This is a genomic window from Paracoccus methylarcula, from assembly GCF_003007735.2.
Taxonomy (GTDB): domain Bacteria; phylum Pseudomonadota; class Alphaproteobacteria; order Rhodobacterales; family Rhodobacteraceae; genus Paracoccus; species Paracoccus methylarcula.
This window is the reverse complement of record NZ_PXNQ02000008.1, coordinates 84850-105162: the sequence shown is the minus strand read 5'-3', so window position 1 is coordinate 105162 and position 20313 is coordinate 84850. Positions and strand designations below refer to the sequence as shown.

Here is a 20313-nt window from a genome sequence, read left to right as displayed (position 1 = left end):
CGGAAGGAGACTGAAACATGTTGTTCGACCTCACGGGAAAAACCGCCCTGCTGACCGGGGCCTCCAAGGGCATGGGACTGGCCATGGCCAAGGCACTGGCGGAACATGGCGCGACGGTGGTGATCTCTGCCCGCAAGCAGGACCAGCTTGACGCCGCCGCAGCGAGATCAACGCGATGGGCAAGGGCAAGGCATATGCCGTTGCCTGCAATGTCGGCTACAAGGATCAGTTGCAATCGCTGGTCGATCAGACCCATTCCCTCGCAGGCGAGATCGACGTGGTCATCGGCAATGCCGGGGTGAACCCCTATTACGGCCCGACCTCGGAAATCCCCGACGACGCCTATGACAAGACCATGAAGGCGAATGTGCAATCCAATCTCTGGCTCGCCCAGATGGTCGCCCCGGACATGATCGAGAAGGGGTCGGGGTCGATGGCCTTCACCTCGTCCATCGGCGCGTTCAAGCCTTCGGTCATGCTGGGAACCTATGGCATGTCCAAGCTGGCGCTGATCGGGCTGGTGCGCAACCTTGCCGCCGAGTTCGGGCCCAAGGGCCTGCGCTTCAACGCCATCTGCCCCGGCCTCGTGCGCACGGAATTCGCCCGCGAGCTCTGGGACAATCCCGATGTCGAGAAGCGGATCAAGAACGACATCCCCCTGCGCCGCCTTGGCGAGCCCGAGGATTTCGCCGGTCTCGCGGTCTTTCTTGCCTCCGATGCCAGCCGCTACATGACCGGGCAGGCGCTGACCGTCTGCGGCGGCTCGAACATGTGGACCTGAACGGGCCTTTGCGCGGTTCGCCCCCTACGCCTTGCGCGTCACGGGGCGGACAAGCCCTTCCTGCGCGACGCTGGCCACCAGCCGTCCGGCCCGGTCATAGATCAGCCCGCGATTGAAGCCGCGCGCGCCTCCGGTAAAGGGGGCGTCCAGCGCATATAGGTGCCAATCCTCGAACTGGATCGGGGTGTGGAACCACATCGCGTGATCGAGGCTGGCGCTCATCACGTTGCCCTTCAACCATGTCAGGCCATGCGGACGCAGCGACGAGCCCAGAAGGCTCATGTCGGAGGCATAGGCGAGCAGGCAATGCTGCATCTCGGGCGGCTGCCCCTTTGCACCGGGCATCCGGAACCAGAGATGGTTCCGATCATCCGTCCTGACCGGATCGATCAGGTCGCGCGGCGCGACCTCGCGGACATCTATCGGTCTTTCGCGCAGGAAATCGGGCAGCTTGTTCTTGGGAATCCGGTCGGCATGGGCTGCCCGCAAGTCGTGCTGGTCGATCAGGTTTTCCGGCCCTTCGACCTCTGGCATCGGGTGCTGGTAATCCCATCCCGCCTCATCGATCTGGAACGAGGCGGACAGGTTCAGGATTTGCCGCCCATGCTGGATGGCGACGACGCGCCTTGTGGTGAAGCTGCCGCCGTCACGGGCGCGGTCGACCTGGTAGATGACCGGGATCTCGGGATCGCCCGGCCGGATGAAATAGGCATGCAGCGAATGACAGGCCCGGTCCGGCACCGTCCGGTAAGCCGCCATCAGCGCCTGCGCGATCACATGTCCACCAAAGATCCGCGCCCCGCCCTGCCCCTGATAGGCAAAGCCGCGAAACATATCGACCTCAAGCCGTTCGATATCGAGCAGTTCGAGAAGTTTGCGCGCAGCATCCGTCATGACGATCAGTCCCTTGAAATCATGTCGCTTATCGCAGCTATCCGTGGGATTGACAACTGTCAGGAAGCGCCACCCGCTACTTCCAGCGCGAAACCCTGACGGCCATGGCGATCACGACGCCATAGGCCAGCATGCCGATGGCAATGGCAATGAACACGCCGCGCACGCCAAGATCGGTCAGGTTGACGAAAGCCCATACCCCGCCGATGGCAAGCAGGATGCGGCAAATGCTTCCGACGACCGGCCACATCATCCGCCCGGCGCCCTGGCTGGCGAAATACAGTGCCAATCCAAGCCCGAAGAAGAAATAGAAGGGCGCGACCGTGCGAAAATATGCCCGGCCAACCGCAAGCGGCTCGGCCTGTGCGGGATCGAGAAAGATGCGCAGCCACAGATCGGGCATGAAGGCCAGCAGAAGACCGATCGCGCCGATGATCGTGGCGGCGGCGAAAGAGCCGGTCCAGGCGATGGCCAGCCCGCGATCCCGTTTTCCCGCGCCGATATTCGCCCCCACCATGCTGGTCATCGCGGCGCCGATCCCGAACACGATCGGGATCATCAGGAATTCAAGCCGCGCACCAAGCCCATAGCCCGCAAGCGCCGCCTCGCCGAACCGGGCCACGATGCCAACCATCATGACTATGGTCAGGATCGTCAGGGCCGAGTTGAACGAGGCCGACAGCCCGACCCTCAGAATATCGGCAAACAGCGCGGGGCTTGGCCGGATGGGGCCTTCCCGCAAGGACAGCCCGGCCCGCCCCGTCAGGACATAGGCAAGCGCCGCAATCGCCCCGATGCCATAGGCCAGCACCATGCCAAGGGCGAGGCCCGCTATCCCAAGCGCCGGGAACGGTCCCCAGCCCAACCCGAATGCCCCGGAGAGCGGGATCGAGCCTGCCGATACCAGCACGAGCATCAGCGCCGGTGTGAACATGTTGCCCGTTCCCCGAATGACGCTGAGCGTCGAGTGGCACATCCAGAGCGATACGCAGCCGGGAAAGAAGATGGCGGCATAGGCCAGGGCGGCGCGCATGGCATCGCCCTCGTTGCCCAGCAAGGTGAATATCCCGCGGCCGAAAAGCGCCATCAGCACCGCCGAGAGGCAGGCGATGGCCACGGCCAATATCCATGCCACCACGACGAGGCCGCTGGCCCGTTCGGTATTCTCCGCCCCGAGCGCCCGCGCAATGGCCGAGGAAATGGCGCCCCCCATGGCCCCGGCGGAAAGGGCCTGTGTCAGCATCACCAGCGGAAACACCAGCGCCAGCCCGGCAAGGGCCGTCACCCCCATCCGGCCCGCGAAATAGGCCTCCGAGATGCTCATGGCGGCCTGGACGAACATGGCGATGGCATTGGGTGCGGCAAGCCGCGCCAGCGTCGGCCCGATCGGGCCTTCCAGGAACCTGCGGGTGCGTCTCGACCGGATCAGCGCCGCCGACGCGGCGCGGCCGACCGGGGCGATAACGGGGGCATCGGGTTCTTGAAACGACATGATCCGAAACTTTCTCGCATTGCCAGCCCCTTGACCCGCACCGCATTCGCCATGCAAGCCGCTCCGGGTCAGGCCCCTGTGTTCACCGGGTTATATTTCCGGTTCAACCGCCGCATGCCGCCGATCCAGCGGTCATAATCATCGGTTTTGCGGCGCATATATTCCAGCACCTCCTTATGCGGCAGGACCAGGAATGTCTCCTTCTCGATTGCCTCAAGGCATTCCCCGGCCACGGCATCGGGCTCCAGCAGGCCGTCCACGCTGGCGACGCCGCCCTCCTTGCCCTTGATCATGTCGGTATTGACCGCCTGCGGACAAAGCACCGAAACCCTGATCCCGTCATCGCCATAGGTCAGCGCCAGCCATTCCGCGAAGGCCACCGCCGCATGTTTCGTCACCGCATAGGGGGCCGAGCCGACCTGGCTGAGCAATCCGGCGGCAGAGGCGGTGTTCAGGAAATAGCCGCCGCCCCGCTCGATCATCCGGGGAACCAGGTGACGGGCCGTCCAGATATGAGACATCACGTTGATCTCCCATATGTTCTGCCATTGCTCATCCGGCAGCTCGGGGCCGCCACGGATCGAGATCCCGGCATTGCAGCAGAACAGGTCGATCGGTCCCTGCCGGGTCTCGACCTCCTTGATCAGCGCCTTGATCTCATCCTCGGCGGTCACATCGACCCTTCGCCCGATCCCGCCGATCTCCCGCGCGGTCTCCATGACACCTGCCTCGTTCCGGTCGGCACAAATGACCTGCTTCGCCCCGGCGGCATGGAACCGATGCGCGAGGGATCTGCCGATTCCCCCGGCCGCGCCGGTCACGACGACGATACGGTCCTTGACCTGCATGGCTAACCCCTCCTGCCCCGGGTCCGTATCGCGGCCTGACGGTCATTCGAGTTCTCGAAAGCCTGCCGCTCGGCGCGGGCGATGACATGGTGATGCACCTCGTCGGGGCCATCGGCGAAACGCAGGGTGCGCTGCTTCATGTACATCTCGGGCAGTTCCGACCACTGGCTGATGCCCGTGGCTCCATGCATCTGCATCGCGTCATCGATGATCTTGCAGCATTTCTCGGGCACCATGGCTTTGGCCTTGGACACCCAGATCCGGGCCTCCTTGTTGCCCAGCACATCCATCGCCTTGGCGGCCTTGAGAACCATCAGCCGCATCGCGTCGATCTCGATCCGGCTGCGCGAGATGGTTTCCATGTTCTTGCCCAGGTCGATGATCTTCTTGCCGAATGCCTCGCGCGTCAGCCCGCGATGGATCATCAGGTCAAGCGCCTTCTCCGCCGCGCCGATAGAGCGCATGCAATGGTGAATCCGGCCCGGCCCCAGCCTGAGCTGGCTGATCTCGAAGCCGCGCCCCTCGCCCCAGAGGATGTTTTCCTCGGGCACCCGGACATCGGTGAAACGGATATGCATATGGCCATGCGGGGCATCGTCATGCCCGAACACGTTCATCGGCCCCAGGATCTCGACCCCCGGCCAGTCGATCGGGACGAGGATCTGGCTCTGTTGCCGGAACGGCTCGGCATCGGGCGAGGTCTTGACCATGACGATCATGATCTTGCAGCGCGGATCCCCTGCCCCCGAGATGTAATATTTCTCGCCGTTGATGACCCATTCACCGTTTTCCAGAACGGCGCGGGTGCCGATATTCCTGGCATCCGACGAGGCGACATCCGGCTCGGTCATGGCAAATGCCGAACGGATTTCACCATTGAGCAGGGGCTTGAGCCATTGCTCTTTCTGTTCGCGGGTGCCGACCCGCTCCAGCACTTCCATATTGCCGGTATCGGGCGCCGCGCAGTTCATCGATTGCGGAGCAAGCGGGTTCTTCCCCAGCTCAAAGGCGATATAGGCATAGTCGAGATTGGACAGCCCCTCGCCGGTCTCGGCATCCGGCAGGAAGAAGTTCCACAAACCGGCGGCCTTCGCCTTGGCCTTGAGATCCTCGATGATCTCAAGCTGTCCCGGCGCGAAGGCAAAGCGCTCTTCGCGGTTCCGGCCAAGTTCCTCATATTCGGCCAGCGCGGGATCGCAGTTGTCGCGGATATGCCTGACGACCTTTTCCAGCAACGGCCTCGCCGCCTCGGACATTGCCAGATTGTGAAGTTCGTCCTGCGGATTCGCCTGTGTCATGTTGCTTCCCCTAGCCTGTCCAGACCTGCTATCTTACTTTGCATATCAGACATAAAAATCTGAATTTACGTAACTATTCTTGAATTTCACAAGGATTCCACAGCCCCGCAAATCGATGCATCCCGGTCGGAAACCTGGTCGCTGCCGGGCTTTGCTCGCTCGGCTGATCGGAAGGGACATCGTGAAACCATCCGGATGAATTCCTGTCATATCCGGCCTTCCTCCCATGGCAAGAGCGCGAAACTGACAGTTGTCAGTAATACGCCTCTCCCTCAAAGCCGGTCAAGCCCCGACGCAGCATTTTTGCGCATCATGCAAAACTTGCCATCAGGAGATTGACCCGGTCTTCCACCGTAATTATACCTTTCTGACAAGTGTCAGGAATTTTGACGGAAACTCGCCGAGACTGTCACAGGCGACGATATGGAAGGCACATGCACTTAGGGAAAGACGCGCTCGCGAAACGCAATCGCCGCCGATTTCCCGGCAATCCCCTGACTTCAGAAAGAACAAGCGCAGGCTGGTTTCAATGACAAGAAAAGACAAATCCGCCCCGGTATTGATCGAACCGCTTCCACGCCACAAATTCGACGCGGGCGCCCTGCGCGACTGGCTGTCGGCAAGGCTGCCGGAGGCAGGCGACGGGATCGAGATCCGGCAATTCCAGGGCGGCATGTCAAATCCGACCTTCATGCTGACCTGCCGCTCTGGCGCGCGTTTCGTGCTGCGCAAGAAGCCACCCGGCAAGCTGTTGCCCAAGGCGCATGCCGTGGATCGGGAATACAGGGTGATGCACGCGCTTGGCCCCACGCCCGTCCCGGTTCCCGAGATGGTGGCCTATTGCGACGATCCCGACATCATCGGCGCCGAGTTCTTCGTGATGCGTTTCATCGACGGGCGGATCATTCCCGATCCGGCCATGGCGCCGATCCCGCGCGATCAGCGCCCGATGATGATGTTCTCGCTCGTGGATACGCTGGCCGAGTTGCACCGGATCGACTGGCGCGCCGCGGGGCTGGAAGGCTTCGGGCGGCCCGAGGGCTATCTGACCCGCCAGACCCTCCGCTGGTCGGCGCAATATGAGGCCGCGAAAAGCGATCTTCCCGCCGATTTCGACTATTCGCAGATGGACTGGCTGCGCGACTGGCTGATCGAACATGCGGGCGTGGCCGATGCCAGCGCCATCGCGCATGGCGATTTCCGCCTTGGCAATGTGGTGGTTCATCCTGACGAGCCGCGGGTCATCTCGGTTTTGGACTGGGAATTGTCGACCATCGGCCATCCCCTCGCCGATCTCGCCTATCTTTGCCTGCAATATCGCCTGCCGCCGGATTTGCCCGGCTCCCACGATCTTCTGGGGGCTGGCCTGCCGGCCGAAGACGCGGTGCTGGCGCGATATTGCGACAAGGCCGGACTGGATCGCGTCCGGGACTGGCCGGTCTTCCTTGCCTTTGCCTGTTTCCGTTATGCGGCCATCGTGCAAGGCGTCGCCGCCCGCGCCGCCCGTGGCAATGTCAGCAGCGCGAGCGCGAATGCCGAGACCGACGGCGCCCGCGCCCGGCGCGTGGCCGAGGTTGGCGCCGAAATCGCCCGGGCCATGTCCTGAACACCGTTTCACGGCAGGGCCATGACATGGCCCTTCCTGCCTCTTGCGTGGGCATGAGCCCGAAACATCTGCGCGAGGGCTTTGCCGAGATTGCGCCTCCAAGGCGAACTCGGCTAGGCAATGGCCGATACCGTCAAGACCACTGATCCGTCACCTTTGAGAACCGGGAATCCCTGATGTCGATGAAATCCGCAGCCCTGATCGCAACCACCGCCCTGCTGCCGATGGCGGCCCTGTCCCAGGAATTGCCGGACCCGAAGGTCCTGGTGATCACCATGTTCGACGGCGAGACGCAGCCCTGGCTCGACAATCTCGACCTGTCCGAGGAAATCGCCATTCCCGGCCTGCCAGAATCCGCACCAGCCCTGTCATGCAATGACGATCTTTGCGTGATGACAACGACGATGGGTTTCGCCAATGCCGCCAGTTCGGTCGCCGCCGTCGCGCTGAGCGACAGGGTGGATCTCCGCGACAGCTATGTCCTTGTCGCGGGAATCGCCGGAGTGGATCCCGAAGAAGGCACCCTGGGCTCCGCGCATTGGGCGCGATATGTCGTCGATGCCGGTCTGCGTCACCTGATCGACCCCCGCGAGATTCCCGAAACCTGGGAAAGCGGTTCCCTTGCCCTTGGCACCTCCGAGCCGGGGGGCGAAGACGGCTGGACCGCCGGAACCGAGCTTTACGAGCTGAACGCGGATCTGACCCAACGCGCGCTGGAGATAACCAAGGACACGGAACTTGCCGATAGCGAGCAAGCGGCGGAATATCGGGCGACATATACTGCCGAAACGGCGCAAGGGGCACCTTTTGTCAGCGCATGCGACACATTGTCGGCCGACACCTATTGGCATGGCGCGATCATCGCGAAAGAGATGGAAAACCGCGTCGCGCGCCTGACCGGGGGTAATGGCGTCTATTGCACCTCGCAGATGGAGGACAATGCGACGCTTGCCGCGCTGGAGCGGGCGGCGCAGGCCGGGAAGATCGATTTCGACCGCATTGCCGTTCTCCGGACAGCCTCGAATTTCGACCGGCAGGCCGAAGGGCAGACAGCCGCGGAATCCCTTGGCGCGGATTCCGGCGGGTTCGGCCCGGCCACGGAAAATGCCTTCCGCGTGGGCAATGCCCTGGCGCAGGAGATCGTCTCGAACTGGGAGGCATGGGCGGACGGCGTCCCGAAGGAAAACTGAGCCATTGGCCGCTGGCCATCTGGCTGACGCCATCCGGGGCTCGGGTGGCGGTCCCGCATTGGCGCCGCCCTCCATCAGCCTGCCTCAATTCCCGCTCGCATGCAGCCCGACCAGCCGCGACAGCAGGATCACCGTGTAGAGGACACCAAGCACCGCCTCGAAAGAGGCGAATGCCTGCGCATAGAACCCGACCGGCGTGATATCGCCATAGCCAAGCGTGGTCAGCGTGACATAGCTGTAATAGACCATCTGCTGCCACGTGATCTCCGCCCCCGAGCTCGCCACGAAGGAACCGGGGGCAAGCCACTCGATCAGCGCGAGGATCGCCGCGAAACCCGATCCGATGACCAGGTAAAGCGATGTCGCGGACAGGACGACATCGGCCATCACGATACGTGTCCGGAAGGTATAGAGAACCAGCACGGCGCACATCGCCCCGTGATAGGCGATGGAGGTCAGGAACACGGCAAGCGCCGCCGAGGAACCGGGGGCGTAGGAATTGACGAGACCGGCGATCAGCACCGCGATGCCGCTGACCGTGACCGCGCCCCGCAGATATGGGTCGGCGGTCAGCGCCCATGTGGCGGCAACGAACATCCCCGCGTAGAACAGGTAGAAGATCGCGGGCCATGCGCCGCCCGCCCCCGACAGCGGATAGGTCAGGTTATGCAGCAGGATCGCGAGCAGGAACGCGGTATTGACCGCGATCCCGTGACGGGCGGACAGGGGCTCCCTCATCCCCAGGTCCCTTTCGAGCGGCCGGACAGCGCCAGGACCGCCATCACCACCAGCACCCCCGCCCCGAGCCAGAGACCGGCGAGATGCAGCTTGACCGCCACGAATCCCCAAAGCGCCAGCGCGGCGACGGCGGCAAGATATGCGGGCCGCATCCCCTGCGACATGACCCGATGAAAGAGCGTGCTGCCGAACAGGAAGATCGCGGGTCCGGCAACGGCGACAAGCGCCGTCGGTACATGGACGGTGTCCAGGGGATGGGCGACCATCATCTCGATCGCGACGGCCACGACGATGGCGCCGCACACCATCACCCCATGCGCATAGGCCAGTCCCGCACGGGCGAGTTTCGTGTGATCGGAGCCATGCGCAAAGCGATGCTCCCCCTCTTCGGTCAGTTGCACGAAATAGATCGACCAGAGGGAAACGATCAGGCAGAACCCGATCGTGGCGGCCAGGACGATCCCCGTATCCAGGGCATGATCGACAAGCATCCCGCCCAGGAGCAGGATCGATTCACCCAATGCGATGATGAAGACCTGCTGGTTGCGTTCCAGCAGATGCAGCCCCCTGAGCGGCCAGCTTTCCATCGGTGTCGCGCCTTTGCCGGGAAGCCAGAAGCCGTGATAGGGCGCGGCGTAATCCAGCAGCACCGCCAGGATCCACAGCCAGACACGCTGTTCGGGCAGCAGGGCGCCCGCGATCCAGAACAGCCCCGAGATCCCGCTCCATGCGCAAAGCTGGGCATAGTTGCGGCCCATCCTCTGACCGCGGAACAGGATCGCCATATATCCCGCGCGGATCAGCGCCATGGCGACATAGGCGCCGGCAAAAAGCCCCGCGCGCGAGGAATAGGCCTCGGGCATCGCCACGGCCATCAGCAGCGCGCAGCCCATCAACACGACCATCAGCGCCCGGCCGCTGGCGTGATCGGGATCCAGCCAGTTGGTGGCCCAGGCCGTGTAATTCCATGCCCACCACACGGCGGCGAACAGCGTCGCCGCCTCGAGCGCGCCGAGCCAGTCTTGATGCGCCAGCAGGAAATGCGACAATTGAATGATCGAGAAGACGTAAACGAGATCGAAGAACAGCTCCATATTCGTGACGCGGGGATTGTCCCCGGCACCGAGTTGGCGGAGCGCTCGTGTCGGAATGAGGTGATGCAGAAAAGGCTGACTCACGAATTCGGTCCTTGGGCTGGGCGTTTCAATTCCTGTTGACTATCCCCGAAACCCGCCATTCTGCAAATACCGGGTTTCACGGAATCTGCCTCACGCCCCGTCAACTTGACGCCCTCCATGCGGACCGACATAGTGGCGCGGTTACACGGACATTCTGGCTAGGGGGACAACCTGTGAGACACCCATTGAAGACGCTTTTCCTGCTTTCCTGCTTCGGTGTGGGTCTGGGCTTCGCCGGAATTGCCAATGCCCAGGAAGAGACCCTCGATGTCGTCACCGACCCGAGCTTCGTGCCATTCGAGATGATGGACCAGGATTCCGGCGAGATGGTCGGCTTCGACATGGACATCATCAACGAGGTCGCCGAGCGTGCCGGGTTCGACATCAACATGCGGACCATGGATTTCAACGGCATCATTCCCGCCGTGCAGACCGGCAATGTCGATATCGCCATCGCCGGGATCACCATCACCGATGAACGCGCCGAGATCGTCGATTTCTCGGACCCCTATTATGACAGCGGCCTGCGCCTGCTGATTGGCGCCGATGACGACAGCATCGAGACCGTCGAGGATCTCGAGGGCAAGACCATCGCCACCAAGATCGGCTCGACCAGCTACGACTATCTTCAGGAGAACCTCGGCGACAGCGCCGAGATCACGCCCTATCCGGGTTCCAGCGACATGTATATGGCCCTGCTTGGCGGCAGCGCTGATGCCGTCTTCTACGACGCGCCCAATGTCGGCTATTTCTCGCAGACCCAGGGAGAGGGCCGCACCAAGACGGTCGGACCGCTCTACGAGGGCCAGCAATATGGCATCGTCCTGGTCAAGGACAGCGAATGGGTGGAGCCCGTGAACGAGGCACTCGCCGCCATGAAGGAAGACGGCACCTATGACGAGATCCACACGAAATGGTTCGGCAGCGCGAGCGAAGAGTGATCCTCGCGCCTTGATCATGCGGGGCCGGATCGCTGGATCCGGCCCCCTGTCATTGAACCCGCCGCGCTGCCTGCCCTTCATCCCGTGGAAAGCGTTGACTGTATTCTGACGGAGGTCCCTCTTGGACGTCACTTTCCAATTCAACTGGCAGGCGGCCTTCGCCTCGCTTCCCCATCTCGTGGCGGGCATTCCCTATACGCTCCTGATCTCTTTCGGCGGGCTGGCCATCGGGTTCTTCATCGGCATCTTCTTCGGCCTGCTGCGGATCAGCCCGAGTGCATGGCTGCGCTGGCCCGCGATCGTCTATATCGAGATATTCCGGGGCACGCCGGTGCTGGTGCAGGTGCTGTTCATCTTCTATGGCCTGCCGCAGCTCCTCGGCGGTCCGATCAACGCGCTGGTCGCCGGTATCGCCGCCATTGCCGTCAATTCCGGCGCCTATATCTCCGAGATCGTCCGCGGCGGCGTGCAATCCATCGAGCGCGGCCAGCGCGAAGCCGGTCTTTCGCTTGGCCTGTCGCGGGTGCAGACATTCCGCGACATCATCTGGCCGCAGGCCTTCCGGCGCATGATCCCGGCGCTCGGCAACCAGGGCATCATCAGCATCAAGGACACCTCGCTGTTCTCGGTCATCGGGGTGGGTGAACTGGTGCGGCAGGGACAGATATATATCGCCACGACCTTCACCGCGCTTGAGGTCTACCTGATGGTCGCCCTGCTCTACCTGGCGATCACCCTGTCATTGTCCATCGCGCTGCGCCTGCTTGAACGCAAGGGACTGGTGGGACAATGACCGGGCCGACGACAGAAGGACATCCCGACATGACGCATGAAAAGCCGGCCCCGGACGCCACGCCCATCGTGAGCCTGAGCAAGCTCAACAAGCATTACGGCGAGTTGCACGTGCTCAAGGATATCGACCTGACGGTGGTTCCCGGCGAGGTGGTGGTGATCATCGGCGCCAGCGGCTCGGGCAAATCGACGCTGATCCGCTGCGTCAACGGGCTGGAAGAGTTCCAGCAGGGCGAGCTGGAGGTCGATGGCAATACCTTGCTGCCGAATGGCAAGGCCACAAGGGCATTGCAGAAGATCCGCACCGAGGTCGGGATGGTCTTTCAGCAGTTCAACCTGTTCCCTCACCTGAGCGTGCTCGACAACGTGACACTGGCGCCGATGCGGGTTCGCGGCTGGAGCCAGGACGACGCCACCGCCACCGCCCGGCGGCTATTGGCGAGGGTGGGGATCAGCGATCAGGCCGACAAATACCCCAGCCAGCTTTCCGGCGGTCAGCAGCAAAGGGTGGCGCTCGCCCGGGCGCTGGCGATGGAGCCGCGCCTGATGCTGTTCGACGAGCCGACATCCGCGCTGGATCCCGAGATGATCGGCGAGGTGCTGGATGCCATGCGCGAACTGGCGAGGGAGGGCATGACGATGATGATCGTGACCCACGAGATGGGCTTCGCCCGCGAGGTCGCCGACCGGGTGATCTTCATTGACAAGGGCAGGATCGCCGAAGAAGGGCCGCCCGAGCAGATCTTCGACGCCCCGCAGCACCCTTCGACGCAAAGCTTCCTGTCCCGCGTCCTCAAGCACTGATCCACCATCCCCCTTCCCGGCGCGGCAGGAGCCGGAAATAAGCAGGTATGTCGAGCTACAGTTCACAAGTGTTTATTTATCTTGCCACTATCTGACCCCAGACCTATGCTCGGGGCCATGGGAATAACGGATAACCCGGACGAGGACGTGAAGACATCCGGCTGGCGCGGCTCGCGCGAGCTTTGGCTGAGGGCGGCCAAGCGGGCTTTTCTCGATACCGGACTCGATGCGGTGAAGATCCAGCCGCTTGCCAGCAGCCTGAATATCTCTCGCACCAGCTTTTACTGGTTCTTCAAGGATCGGAACGCCCTTCTCGACGCGCTTCTGGAAGAATGGGAGGCCAAGAATACCGGCGCCTTCATCGATGCTTGCAATGCCTATGCCGAGACACCGGCCGAAGCGGTGCTGAACCTGATCGGCGTGTTCCTGGATGAGACAGTTTTCGAGCCGCGCCTGGATTTCGCCGTGCGCGGTTGGGCGCATCAATCCGCCCCGGTGATGGCCCGCGTCAATGCCGCCGATGAGCGCCGCCTCGCGGCGATCCGTGCGATGTTCGACCGTTTCGGCTATCCGGCGGACGAGGCCGATACGCGGGCGCGCACGGTCTACCTGACGCAGATCGGCTATATCTCGATGCAGGTGCGGGAAAGCCTGCCAACCCGCATGGCCCGCATCCCCCGCTATGTCGAGATCTTCTCGGGTCACGCGCCCCTGCCCGGCGAATTGGCCCGGTTTCACGCGCGCCACGGATATTCGCCGCGGGAAAGCGGTGCGGATCTGCCCGCAGGCAAGGCGTAAGCGACCACCGATCAAACGGCTGAACCAAGAGCAAGACGGCGTCGCGGTTACCCGCGATCCGCCTAGGATCATTGTCAAATATCAACCCGTCCGCGCCATGAGGCATCGACATGCCGCCCAAGCCCACCTCGTAAAATATACATAACTGAACTTTTAATTGACAATAATGAACATTTCATGGAATCCTCCCCATAGCCAGGGAGGTCTCCATGTCCAGCGATCCACTTCTCCAGCCCTATCAGCTCAGGCATCTGACGCTGAAGAACCGGCTGATGATCACCAGTCACGAGCCCGCCTATCCCGAGGATGGCATGCCCAAGGAACGTTACCGCGCCTATCATGCCGAGCGGGCGCGGGCCGGGGTGGCGCTGACCATGACTGCCGGATCGGCCTCGGTCGCCCGCGACAGCCCGCCGGTCTTCAACAATATCCTGGCATGGAAGGACGAGGTGGTCGGCTGGATGAAGCAGTTGACCGACGAATGCCACGATCACGGCTGCGCGGTGATGATCCAGCTTACCCATCTGGGCCGCCGCACCCGGTGGGACAAGGCCGACTGGCTGCCCGTGGTCTCGGCGGGACATGAGCGGGAACCCTCGCACAAGGCCTTCCCCAAGAAGGCCGAGGATTGGGACATCGCCCGGATCATCGAGGATTACGCCGACGCGGCCGAACGGATGCAGGCGGCGGGGCTGGATGGCATCGAATTGCAGGCCTATGGCCACCTGATGGACCAGTTCTGGTCGCCGCTGACCAACGAGCTGGACGGCCCTTACGGCGGCAGTCTCGACAACCGGCTGCGTTTTACCTTTGACACGCTGAGGGCGATCCGCGACCGGGTGGGGCCGGATTTCATCGTCGGTGTCCGCTACACGGGGGACGAGGATCTGCCGGGCGGACTGACCAAGCAGGACGGGCTCGAGATCTCGCGCCGCCTGAAGGATTGCGGCATGGTCGATTTCCTCAATGTCATCAAGGGGCATATCGATACCGATGCGGGCCTGACCGACGTCATCCCGGTGCAGGGAATGCGATCCGCGCCGCATCTGGATTTCGCCGGAGAGATCCGGGCAGCGACCGAGTTCCCCACCTTCCACGCCGCCAAGATCCAGGACGTGGCCACCGCCCGCCACGCCATTGCCAGCGGCAAGCTGGACATGGTCGGCATGACCCGCGCGCATATGGCCGATCCGCATATCGTGGCCAAGATCATGCGCGGCGAAGAGGACCGGATCCGCCCCTGCGTCGGCGCGAATTACTGCCTTGACCGGATCTACCAGGGCGGCATGGCACTGTGCCTGCACAACCCGGCCACGGGACGCGAGCTGGAGCAGCCGCACGAGATCACAAAGGCCGAAACCAGGTGCCGCGTGGTGATCGTGGGAGCCGGGCCGGCGGGGCTGGAGGCTGCGCGTGTCGCCGCCGAGCGGGGGCACGAGGTAATCCTGCACGAGGCGGCGAATGATCCGGGCGGGCAGATCCGCTTGACGGCCCAGACCTCACGGCGGGCCGAGATGATGCAGATCATCCAGTGGCGTTTTGAGGAATGCCGGCGGATGGGCGTGACCTTCCGCTTCAACAGCTTCGCCGACGCTGAAACGGTGCGGGCGGAGCAGCCGGATGTGGTGATCGTGGCGACCGGAGGGCTGCCGCATACGGAATTGCTGGAGGAAGCCAACTCGCTGACCGTCTCGGCATGGGACATCCTGTCCGGGGACGCGCAGCCGGGGCAGAACGTGCTGATCTATGACGATGCGGGCGATTATGCCGCACTGCAGGCAGCCGAGAAGATCGCCGCCACCGGCGCACGGGTCGAGATCATGACCCGCGACCGGAATTTCGCGCCCGAGGTGATGGCGATGTCGCTGACGCCTTCGATGCGCGAATTGCAGCAGCGCGACGTGACATTCACCGTGCTTTGGAAGCTCGACGCGGTGCGGCGCGAGGGCAATCAACTGCTCGCCACCATTGGCAGCGATTACGGCGGCGTCAGCCGCGAGCGGCGGGTGGACCAGGTCGTGGTCAATCACGGCACGAGGCCGCTGGACGATATCTATTTCGACCTGCGCCCCGGCTCGGTCAACCTGGGCGAGGTGGATTACGAGGCGCTGGTCGCAGGCGAGCCGCAGCAGGTCCGGCGCAACCCGGAAGGCAGTTATCAACTGTTCCGCATCGGCGACGCGGTGGCCGCGCGCAACACCCATGCCGCGATCTACGATGCGCTGCGGCTGGTGAAGGTTCTCTGACGCAGCCGGGACCGCCCGAGGGCGGCCCGGATTGTCCTACAACACCCTGTGACGCACCTGCGCCGACAATTCGATGGCGGCTGCATGCAGGCGCGCGATGCTCAACTGGTCGCGAATCTCGGCCAGCAGGGCGATTTCGCCCTCGTAAAGCCGCCCATCCGCCGCGCCGACATCGCAGGCCAGCGCATAGGCGGTCTCGTAAAGTTTCTCGGGCAGGGCATCGCGGATCAGGCCGAACAGCGCGTCGAGCCCGTCCTCTTCTTCGAACAATGCCATGACCGTCTGGCTGACCGGGCGGATGCGGTCATCGTCATATTCGGCGAAGACCGGGGCATGATCGACCATGCGCTGGATCGCCACCAGTTCGGACGTGCGCATATTCGCATCCGAGGCCGACATGGCGACCATCACCGCGACCAGCGCGTCGCAGGGTGAAAGGGAAGGCAGTTCGGTCGTCATGGTTACGTCTCCGTCAAGGTTGGTGGTTACATTATTGACGATCGGGTAAGCTTTCAATAAGGCGGCGAGGCCCCGGAACAGGAGTAGACGATATGACCACCCTGCGCGATGCCGCGATGAGTTCGAAGGCCTGGCCGTTCGAAGAGGCGCGCCGGGTGTTGAAACGCTACGAGAAAAAGCCCCCCGAAAAGGGTTTCGTGCTGTTCGAGACGGGTTACGGCCCCTCGGGCCTGCCGCATATCGGCACCTTTGGCGAGGTGGCGCGGACGACGATGATCCGCCGCGCCTTCGAGATCATCAGCGACATCCCCACCAAGCTGATCTGTTTCTCCGACGACATGGACGGGATGCGCAAGATCCCCGACAACGTCCCCCAGCAGGAGATGCTGCGCCAGCACGCGCAGAAACCGCTGACCTCGGTGCCCGATCCGTTCGGGCAATATGACAGTTTCGGCCATCACAACAATGCCATGCTGCGGCGCTTCCTGGACACGTTCGGCTTCGAATACGAGTTCATCAGCGCCACGGATTTCTATCGCTCGGGCCGGTTCGACGCGACATTGCTGCGCGCGGCGGAACGCTATGACGCGATCATGGAGGTGATGCTGGCGAGCTTGCGCGAGGAACGGCAGCAAAGCTATAGCTGCTTCCTGCCGATCAGCCCGACAAGCGGGCGGGTGCTTTACGTGCCGATCAGGAATGTCGATGCGCAGGCCGGCACGATCACTTTCGACGACGAGAACGGGCAGGAAACGACGCTGCCGGTGACCGGCGGACAGGTCAAGCTGCAATGGAAGCCCGATTTCGGTGCCCGTTGGGCTGCGCTCGACGTGGATTTCGAGATGTATGGCAAGGACCACTCGACCAACACGCCGATCTATGACCGCATCTGCGAGATCCTGGGCGGCCGGAAACCGGAACATTTCACCTATGAGCTGTTCCTCGATCAGGATGGACAGAAGATCAGCAAATCCAAGGGCAACGGGCTGTCGATCGATGAATGGCTGAGCTATGCGGCGACCGAGAGCCTTTCCTATTTCATGTATCAGAAGCCGAAAACCGCCAAGCGGATGTATTTCGACGTCATCCCCAAGGCCGTGGACGAGTATCACCAGCAGTTGCGCGCTATCCCGACCAGGGCATCGAACAGCAGCTTGCCAACCCGGTGCGGCATATCCATGGCGACAACGTGCCCGCCTCGGACATGGTGGTGCCGTTCCAGATGCTGCTGAACCTCGCCTCGGTCGCGGGGGCCTCGGGCAAGGAGGGTCTGTGGGGCTTCATCCGCCGCTATGCGCCGGAGGCCAGCCCGGAAACCCATCCCGGGCTCGACAAGGCCGCCGGATTCGCGCTGCGTTATTTCAAGGATTTCGTCGCCCCGACCCGCGAGTTCCGCGCCCCTTCCGATGTCGAGCGCCGGGCGATGGAGGATCTGGCCGGACGCCTTGCCGCATGGGATCAGCCCGCTGACGCCGAGGCGCTGCAATCCATGGTCTTCGCCATCGGCAAGGAACATGGCTTCGAGCCGCTTCGCGACTGGTTCAGCGCGCTTTATCAAGTGCTTCTGGGCGCGAACCAGGGCCCGCGCTTTGGCGGCTTCATCGCGCTTTACGGCATCGAGGAAACCCGCGGCCTGATCGAGCGGGCGCTGGCCGGCGAATTGCTTACGCCCGCTTCTTCTTCATAAAAATATCCTCGGGGGAGCCCGGCCCCACCGGGCCGGGTGGGGGCGGACAGCCCCCTTCCCAGCCACGCCGTTGCGCGAACCAAAGTCGCAACGCGCGCATGGTTCAAGCCATGTTAACACGACATGAACTATCTCTTCGCGGGCAAGGCGGGGCTTTCCCTCGGGCCGCCGCCCACCGCTTCGGGGAGACAGGACATGAGTATCGCCATCACCAATGACATCCTGCTGATGCCGCCCGCATTCAGCGCCGGGCTCGATATCTGGGGCCGGAACGACGGAACCGGGAGCGACACGAGCTGGGCCGGGGCCCATAACGCCGGGATCGTGCCGGACGACCGGCATTTCGGCAGCTGCCTGGAAATCCTCAAGGAACAAACGACCACGCGCATCCGCTATCGCGGTGACACTCCGATCATTCCCGGCGTCTATCTGCGGGTCTCGGCCCGGATCAAGCTGGTCGCCGGGCCGCCATGCAGCGCGCGGATCGCGGGCTGGCCGGGCGACGCATCGCGGCGTCACGTGAGCGGGTTGACCGAGACCGGCCCGGCCCTTGCCATCGACCGCTACGGCGAGGTGGCCGAGATCAGCGCCATCGTCGGCGTCGGGGCGCGGCGGGGCGTGGACATGGCCTGGGGCTTGCGCCCCTCTCTCGGACATTTCGGGATCGATCTTCTCGGTGCGAATGGCAGCGCGGTGCGGATCGAATCGATCCGCATCGAGGATGTCACCCCGGCCTTCATCCCCTCGCTGATCGATTGGGTGGATGTGCTGGATTTCGGCGCAAAGGGCGATGGCGTCAGCAATGACCGCGATGCCTTCATCGCCGCCGACCAGGCCGCGAAAGGCGGCCGGATCCTGGTGCCCGAGGGGCGCTATTTCATCGACGCAATCTCAGCATCAATTCCCCGATCCGCTTCAGGGGCACCCTGAAAACGCCAGCCTCGACCCGGATATCGCTTCTCAAGAACTTCGATTACCCGAGCTATGCGGACGCGTTCGGCGACGAGACGCTTGGCCTGAAAAAGGCGTTGCAGGCCTTGCTGGGCTATAGCGACCATGTCGCGCTGGACCTTTGCGGCAGGCGCGTTGAGCTGACAGAACCGTTGGACTTCAAGAAACTGGCGCCGGAACTGAAAGCTTATTCGAACCGCCGCGTGATCACCAATGGCAGCATCCTGGCCATGCCCGGCGAGGCCTGGAACAGCAGCAAGGCCAGTAGCATGGCAAGCTATGATCCCGCCGATCCGCTGGCACTGACCGATGTCAAGAATATCGCTGCGATCGAGATCGGCAGTCTTGTCACCGGCAGTGGCGTGGGGCGCGAGGTCTATGTGAAGGGCCGCGACATCCGCGGGGCACGGCTGGAATTGTCGCAACCGCTTCATGGCGGGGCGGGAACCCGCGCATATGATTTCGAGCGGTTCCGCTATGTCTTCGACTTCTCCGGGCTCGACCAGATCGACCGGGTGAATTTCGACGACCTGGACATCAATTGCCAGGGCATCGCCAGCGCCATCATGCTACCGATCAAGGGGCAGATGATCGCGATACGCGATTGCTACATCACCCGGCCGAAGGATCGCGGGATCACCTCGATCGGGCGCGGCTGCCAGGACATGCTGGTCGATCGCTGCCAGTTCATCTCGCATGAGCTGGGGCTGCCCGCGCAGGAACGCCGCAGCGTCGCGATCAATGTGAACGCGAATGACGTGAAGATCCGCAACAACCGCTTTGTCCGTTTCGCGCATTTCATGGTCGCCAAGGGCGGCGGCCATATCATCAGCGGCAATCACTGGTTCCAGGGCGATGGCACCACGGATGGGCTGCGCTATGCCGGGCTTGTCCTGACCCAGACCAATGTGCAGGTCACTGTCACCGGCAATTACATCGACAATGCCTCGATCGAATGGACCAACGAGCATAGCGAACGCCCGGATTTCGACGGCAAGCAGTTCAGTTTCGGCGGGCTGACGATCACCGGGAACACATTTCTGACCAGCAATACCGCGCCATGGTTCACATGGCTGACGATCAAGCCCTATGGCAGCGGCCATTTCGTTCACGGCCTGATGGTGACCAGCAATGTCTTCAAGTCGCTGGATGGCCAGATCGACCGGATAGACCGCGTGGACAAGTCGATCGCCGACCTGGACTACAACAACATGCGCAACGTGATATTCGCGGGCAACAGCTTCAACGGGATCAGGACCTATGTCGCCAATCCGCTGCTGGTCACGCATGAACAGAAAAGCGCCTCGCAGCGATGGACCTCTACCATCCTGAGCGGCCTGCCCTTCAGCGGCTGGACCAAATCCGTCGAGTCGGTCGTCGCCGAAAGCCCGCTGACCGATGCGGCGGGAAAGCAAGTCGCCGGGATGCCCTGGGTGCAGACCCAGACCGGAAGCGGCAAGCGCCAGGTCCGGCTGCACTGGGCCACGGCGCTCAAGGGGCGGGTCTCGTTCCAGGCGCGGATGGACCGGCCGCATTGACGGGATCGGACGGCACCGGGATTGGCGCGCCTGTTCGCGCCGTCCATCCCAAGGGACGGACGGCAGTTTTCC

Annotated in this window: 16 protein-coding genes and 2 pseudogenes; 11 read left to right on the top strand and 7 right to left on the bottom strand. The window is 63.1% G+C overall.

Going from position 1 to position 20313, the window contains the following annotated elements; genetic code table 11:
• Positions 1-17: 17 nt before the first annotated feature.
• Positions 18-781: pseudogene (locus A7A09_RS13605) on the top strand (SDR family NAD(P)-dependent oxidoreductase).
• Positions 782-805: 24 nt separating this feature from the next.
• Here the strand turns inward: A7A09_RS13605 and A7A09_RS13600 are convergent.
• From A7A09_RS13600 to A7A09_RS13585, 4 genes are all read right to left on the bottom strand, one after another.
• On the bottom strand, positions 806-1675 hold the full coding sequence (locus A7A09_RS13600) for an acyl-CoA thioesterase (protein ID WP_106691911.1): 870 nt from the start codon (positions 1673-1675) through the stop codon (positions 806-808).
• Between the two features lie 76 nt (positions 1676-1751).
• Positions 1752-3167, bottom strand: coding sequence for an MATE family efflux transporter (locus A7A09_RS13595; RefSeq protein ID WP_106691910.1), 1416 nt, complete (start codon positions 3165-3167; stop codon positions 1752-1754).
• Positions 3168-3235: 68 nt separating this feature from the next.
• Positions 3236-4015, bottom strand: a complete 780-nt coding sequence (locus tag A7A09_RS13590) for an SDR family NAD(P)-dependent oxidoreductase (RefSeq protein ID WP_106691909.1) — start codon at positions 4013-4015, stop codon at positions 3236-3238.
• A 2-nt stretch (positions 4016-4017) separates the two neighbouring features.
• Positions 4018-5313, bottom strand: coding sequence for an acyl-CoA dehydrogenase family protein (locus tag A7A09_RS13585; RefSeq protein ID WP_106691908.1), 1296 nt, complete (start codon positions 5311-5313; stop codon positions 4018-4020).
• 529 nt (positions 5314-5842) lie between these two features.
• Between A7A09_RS13585 and A7A09_RS13580 the strand changes: the two genes are divergently transcribed.
• Complete coding sequence (locus A7A09_RS13580; protein ID WP_106691907.1) at positions 5843-6919, top strand: phosphotransferase family protein; 1077 nt, start codon at positions 5843-5845, stop codon at positions 6917-6919.
• Between the two features lie 176 nt (positions 6920-7095).
• Complete coding sequence (locus A7A09_RS13575) at positions 7096-8109, top strand: purine-nucleoside phosphorylase (protein WP_106691906.1); 1014 nt, start codon at positions 7096-7098, stop codon at positions 8107-8109.
• Between the two features lie 84 nt (positions 8110-8193).
• Here A7A09_RS13575 and A7A09_RS13570 read toward each other — a convergent pair whose 3' ends face one another.
• Entirely contained in the window at positions 8194-8847 is a 654-nt protein-coding gene (locus A7A09_RS13570) for a potassium channel family protein (RefSeq protein ID WP_106691905.1), read from the bottom strand.
• Positions 8844-10025 (bottom strand): low temperature requirement protein A, encoded by a 1182-nt coding sequence (locus tag A7A09_RS13565; protein ID WP_245999344.1) that lies wholly within the window; start codon positions 10023-10025, stop codon positions 8844-8846. Before A7A09_RS13565 ends, A7A09_RS13570 begins: the two co-directional genes overlap by 4 nt.
• A 185-nt stretch (positions 10026-10210) precedes the next feature.
• Between A7A09_RS13565 and A7A09_RS13560 the strand changes: the two genes are divergently transcribed.
• From A7A09_RS13560 to A7A09_RS13540, 5 genes are all read left to right on the top strand, one after another.
• Positions 10211-10966 (top strand): transporter substrate-binding domain-containing protein, encoded by a 756-nt coding sequence (locus tag A7A09_RS13560; protein ID WP_211341132.1) that lies wholly within the window; start codon positions 10211-10213, stop codon positions 10964-10966.
• Positions 10967-11087: 121 nt separating this feature from the next.
• Positions 11088-11759: an amino acid ABC transporter permease gene (locus tag A7A09_RS13555; RefSeq protein ID WP_106691902.1), complete on the top strand. Its 672-nt coding sequence runs from the start codon at positions 11088-11090 to the stop codon at positions 11757-11759.
• Between the two features lie 29 nt (positions 11760-11788).
• The gene (locus A7A09_RS13550; RefSeq protein ID WP_106691901.1) at positions 11789-12562 is read left to right on the top strand and encodes an amino acid ABC transporter ATP-binding protein; all 774 of its coding nucleotides are present in this window, start codon (positions 11789-11791) and stop codon (positions 12560-12562) included.
• A 117-nt stretch (positions 12563-12679) separates the two neighbouring features.
• Positions 12680-13360, top strand: a complete 681-nt coding sequence (locus tag A7A09_RS13545; RefSeq protein WP_106692039.1) for a TetR/AcrR family transcriptional regulator — start codon at positions 12680-12682, stop codon at positions 13358-13360.
• Positions 13361-13569: 209 nt separating this feature from the next.
• Entirely contained in the window at positions 13570-15606 is a 2037-nt protein-coding gene (locus A7A09_RS13540; RefSeq protein ID WP_106691900.1) for an NADH:flavin oxidoreductase, read from the top strand.
• Positions 15607-15642: 36 nt separating this feature from the next.
• On the opposite strand, the gene A7A09_RS13535 is transcribed toward A7A09_RS13540, so the two are convergent.
• The gene (locus tag A7A09_RS13535) at positions 15643-16065 is read right to left on the bottom strand and encodes a tellurite resistance TerB family protein (RefSeq protein ID WP_106691899.1); all 423 of its coding nucleotides are present in this window, start codon (positions 16063-16065) and stop codon (positions 15643-15645) included.
• A gap of 92 nt (positions 16066-16157) precedes the next feature.
• On the opposite strand from A7A09_RS13535, the pseudogene A7A09_RS13530 reads away from it, so the two are divergent.
• The 3 genes and pseudogenes from A7A09_RS13530 to A7A09_RS21555 all read left to right on the top strand — a co-directional run bounded on the left by A7A09_RS13530 (position 16158) and on the right by A7A09_RS21555 (position 20241).
• Positions 16158-17752 (top strand): annotated as a pseudogene (locus A7A09_RS13530) (lysine--tRNA ligase).
• A 195-nt stretch (positions 17753-17947) separates the two neighbouring features.
• Complete coding sequence (locus A7A09_RS21560; protein WP_245999343.1) at positions 17948-18682, top strand: hypothetical protein; 735 nt, start codon at positions 17948-17950, stop codon at positions 18680-18682.
• A 98-nt stretch (positions 18683-18780) separates the two neighbouring features.
• Positions 18781-20241, top strand: a complete 1461-nt coding sequence (locus A7A09_RS21555) for a hypothetical protein (RefSeq protein ID WP_245999342.1) — start codon at positions 18781-18783, stop codon at positions 20239-20241.
• Positions 20242-20313 lie beyond the last annotated feature (72 nt).

Bases quoted from the DNA above. Each gene is read 5' to 3' on its own strand.
- A7A09_RS13550 (WP_106691901.1), top strand. From the start codon at position 11,789: ATGACGCATGAAAAGCCGGCCCCGGACGCCACGCCCATCGTGAGCCTG.
- A7A09_RS13580 (WP_106691907.1), top strand. From the start codon at position 5,843: ATGACAAGAAAAGACAAATCCGCCCCGGTATTGATCGAACCGCTTCCA.
- A7A09_RS13595 (WP_106691910.1), bottom strand. From the start codon at position 3,167: ATGTCGTTTCAAGAACCCGATGCCCCCGTTATCGCCCCGGTCGGCCGC.
- A7A09_RS13535 (WP_106691899.1), bottom strand. From the start codon at position 16,065: ATGACGACCGAACTGCCTTCCCTTTCACCCTGCGACGCGCTGGTCGCG.
- A7A09_RS13575 (WP_106691906.1), top strand. From the start codon at position 7,096: ATGTCGATGAAATCCGCAGCCCTGATCGCAACCACCGCCCTGCTGCCG.
- A7A09_RS13600 (WP_106691911.1), bottom strand. From the start codon at position 1,675: ATGACGGATGCTGCGCGCAAACTTCTCGAACTGCTCGATATCGAACGG.
- A7A09_RS13590 (WP_106691909.1), bottom strand. From the start codon at position 4,015: ATGCAGGTCAAGGACCGTATCGTCGTCGTGACCGGCGCGGCCGGGGGA.
- A7A09_RS13540 (WP_106691900.1), top strand. From the start codon at position 13,570: ATGTCCAGCGATCCACTTCTCCAGCCCTATCAGCTCAGGCATCTGACG.
- A7A09_RS13585 (WP_106691908.1), bottom strand. From the start codon at position 5,313: ATGACACAGGCGAATCCGCAGGACGAACTTCACAATCTGGCAATGTCC.
- A7A09_RS21560 (WP_245999343.1), top strand. From the start codon at position 17,948: ATGAGTATCGCCATCACCAATGACATCCTGCTGATGCCGCCCGCATTC.
- A7A09_RS13545 (WP_106692039.1), top strand. From the start codon at position 12,680: ATGGGAATAACGGATAACCCGGACGAGGACGTGAAGACATCCGGCTGG.
- A7A09_RS13570 (WP_106691905.1), bottom strand. From the start codon at position 8,847: ATGAGGGAGCCCCTGTCCGCCCGTCACGGGATCGCGGTCAATACCGCG.